We start from the raw sequence: 287 nt of genomic DNA, 5'->3' as shown, positions 1-287 counted from the left end.
CGCCCAGCGTGATGATTTGCGGGCAATTACTGACTCTGGTGAATCGTTGCTGACCATCCTCAACGATATTCTCGATTATTCCGCTATCGAAGCAGGTGGCAAGAATGTTTCGGTCAGCGATGAGCCCTTTGAACCGCGCCCGCTGCTGGAAAGTACCCTGCAATTAATGAGCGGACGGGTGAAAGGTCGCCCGATTCGCCTGGCAACGGCAATTGCCGATGATATGCCGTGCGCGTTAATGGGCGATCCACGACGTATTCGTCAGGTTATAACCAACCTGTTGAGCA

At 53.3% G+C, this 287-nt stretch carries 1 pseudogene; it reads left to right on the top strand.

Annotated features, from left to right (window positions below):
- A pseudogene (locus SB756_RS29345) lies at positions 1-287 on the top strand (hybrid sensor histidine kinase/response regulator); the annotation flags it as partial.

The sequence above is a fragment of the Pseudomonas sp. SIMBA_068 genome (assembly GCF_046534705.1).
In the GTDB taxonomy this organism is placed as follows: domain Bacteria; phylum Pseudomonadota; class Gammaproteobacteria; order Pseudomonadales; family Pseudomonadaceae; genus Aquipseudomonas; species Aquipseudomonas putida.
The sequence above is the reverse complement of the archived record's forward strand: the minus strand, read 5'-3'. Positions and strand labels throughout refer to the sequence as shown.